We start from the raw sequence: 3230 nt of genomic DNA, 5'->3' as shown, positions 1-3230 counted from the left end.
AATCGCTGATAGCCAAAAGTTCTTTTATCATCTGCGGCTTTTTTACCAATTTTGATAGCAGCAAGAGCAATAGCTAATGCGGCTACATCAGTAAACATGTGAGCGGCATCAGACAGTAATGCTAAACTTTGGGTAATAAAAGCAGCGACAACTTCTACTATTAAAAAAGTAGTCGTTAAACCCAAAGCAAACATTAATTTCTTACTATTTCCTTCAGTAACAACCGCATGGCTATGATCATGATGTTCTGACATAAAATATTTTCCTTATTCTATTTATGATGAGCAGAGATATTGGATAACAGCCAATATCTCTGCTGTAAATCGACTAATCTATTGGATTAAGAAACTTTCTTTTCATTCATCCAGCGGTACAGTACGGGCAATAAAACCAATGTAAGCAGGGTAGAGGAGATAATTCCTCCAATAACCACTGTTGCTAAAGGTCTCTGTACTTCTGCCCCAGTTCCGGTTGCCAAAGCCATCGGGACAAACCCAAGGGACGCCACACAAGCTGTCATCAGCACAGGTCTAAGACGCAAAATTGCACCCTGCCACGTTGCATAATAAAGGTCATATTGTTGTCGCAACTCTTTGATAAAGGTAAGCATGACTAAGCCATTCAGTACAGCCACCCCCGATAGTGCAATGAAGCCAACCCCTGCTGACATGGATAATGGAATGTCACGCAACCACAACGCGATTAAGCCTCCACATAAGGCAAACGGTACACCACTAAAGACCAGTAAGCTTTCTTTGATATTATGGAATACAGCCATCAATAAAATAAAGATCGTCAACAATGCGAGCGGAACCACCAATTGCATACGCGCTTTTGCAGACATCAGATTTTGAAATTGACCGCCATAATCTATCCAATAACCGCTTGGTAATTCCTGTTTGGATAACGTGCTCTGAAGCTCTGTTACGAATGAGCCTAAATCACGTCCTTCTACATTTGCAGTAATAACCACTCGACGTTTACCATTTTCACGGCTGACCTGATTAATACCCAGGATATTTTCAACGCGTGCCACATCTTGCAGTTGGACTAAACCACCATTCGGCAATTGAATAGGAAGTACCGCTAACTGTTCAGGACTACGCTGGGATTCATCTAGACGGATGACAAAATCAAAACGCTTGTCTCCCTGTAAAATTGTTCCAACATTCTGGCCACCGACACTTGTAGCTACCAGATCCTGAATTGCTCTTACCGACAAGCCATATTGTGCAGCTCTGGACTTATCCACCTCTACATTCAACAAGGGTAAGCCACTGGTCTGTTCTACCTTAACGGCTGTCGCGCCTGAAATTGAGTTAATTTTTTGAGAAATTTTATTCGCTTCGCGATTTAGAATCTCCATGTCATCACCAAATAATTTGACACCCACATCACTTCGCACCCCTGAAATTAACTCGTTAAAGCGCAGTTCAATGGGTTGCGAGAACTCACTGTTATTTCCCGGCAATGTCGCTAAGAAAGTAATCATTCTTTGGCGAAGCTCATCAATCGTTTGTTTTGGATCAGGCCATTCATCATGAGGTTTTAACAGTACCACGCCATCTGAAATGTTGGGTGGCATAACATCTGTGGCCACTTCTGCTGTACCGGTACGGGCAAAGATCGCTTTAATTTCAGGAAATTCTTTCAACAGTAACTTTTCAGTATTTTCCTGCATTCTCAGTGACTGTTCTAACCCTGTACTTGGGGAACGCATTTGCTGAACAGCAAAATCACCTTCACCCAGTTGAGGTGCAAACTCGCTACCTGTTTGAGTGGCTAGCACGCCCGTAAGCACTAAAATACAGGCAGCCACAATAGTCACAAATAAACGAAGCTCATAGGCTTTATCTAAAAGCAGTTCATATTTGGTTTTAAGCCAATGCATCCAGCGACTTTCGGTTTCCTTGACTTCTCCAGTGACAAATAGGGCAACTGCGGCTGGCACAAAAGTGACAGATAAAATCATGGCCCCAATTAAAGCCAGTACAACAGTCATTGCCATAGGATGGAAAAGTTTGGCTTCTACACCCGTCAGGGTAAAGATAGGTAGATAAACCACCAAAATAATTAACTGTCCAAAGATGAGAGGACGACGCGCCTGTTTTGCAGCCAAGAAGACTTCTTTAAATCTTTCAGAACGGCTAAGTAAACCACCTTTCAGCTTCTGAGCTTCTGCTAGCCGACGGATACAGTTTTCTACAATAACCACTGCACCATCAATAATAATACCGAAGTCCAGTGCCCCTAAACTCATCAGATTTGCACTAATCTTCTGCTCTGCCATTCCCGTCAAGGTAAACAGCATTGACAGTGGAATAACGCAAGCCGTGATCAGCGCAGCACGGAAATTACCTAGAAAGAGAAATAAAATAACAATGACGAGGATTGCACCCTCAATCAAATTTTTCTGAACGGTTTTGATCGCCCGATCAACCAAATGCGTACGGTCATACACAGTCTCAATCACCACACCTTTAGGTAGCGATTGCTGGATCGATTGCACCTTTTCATCAATGGCTTGAGCAACGGTACGGCTATTTTCTCCCATCATCATCATGGCAATACCCAATACAGTTTCTTCACCATTATAGGTTGCAGCCCCTGTTCTTAAGTCATGACCAATTGAGACATTGGCGACATCTGCCACCCGAATCGGATAGCCGTTTTTATTGGCAATACTGATGTTCTGGATATCTTCAATCGTGTTTAAAGTGCCGGGAACACGAACCGTTAGCTGTTGTCCATTTTTCTCAATATAGCCAGCACCACGGTTTTCATTATTTTCTGTTAAGGCAGTTTGTAAATCAGACAAAGGAATTTGCAATTGTTGCAATCGGTTCAGATCAGGGGCAACCACATAGGTTTTATTAAAGCCACCGATACTGTTGATCTCAGCAACGCCTTTTACGCGCTGTAATTGCGGTCTTACAATCCAATCCTGAATTTCACGTAAATCCATCGCCGAATAAGGGGTTCCATCCGGCTTTTTAGCATTTGGTTCGGCTTTAATCACCCATTGATAGATTTCACCTAAACCTGTCGAAATAGGCGACATGTTAGGTTGCACATCTTCAGGCATTTCTCCCATTGCTTCTTGCAAGCGCTGGTTGATAAGCTGTCTGGCCCAGTAAATATCCGTGCCATCTTCAAAAATGATGGTCACTTGCGATAAGCCGTAGCGTGAAATCGAACGGGTTTGTTCCATTTTCGGCATGCCTGACATG

General features: G+C 43.0%; 2 protein-coding genes. Both read right to left on the bottom strand.

All coding sequences use genetic code 11. The annotated features are described in order from the left end of the window. The coding region (locus B2Y23_RS13780; protein WP_291371430.1) for a cation transporter at positions 1-254 on the bottom strand (254 nt) is incomplete at its 3' end. An 86-nt stretch (positions 255-340) separates the two neighbouring features. Continuing rightward, the coding region (locus B2Y23_RS13775) for an efflux RND transporter permease subunit (RefSeq protein WP_291371427.1) at positions 341-3230 on the bottom strand (2890 nt) is incomplete at its 5' end.

The organism is Acinetobacter sp. UBA5934 (assembly GCF_002430855.1).
In the GTDB taxonomy this organism is placed as follows: Bacteria; Pseudomonadota; Gammaproteobacteria; order Pseudomonadales; family Moraxellaceae; genus Acinetobacter.
This window is presented reverse-complemented; position numbering and strand designations above follow the sequence as displayed.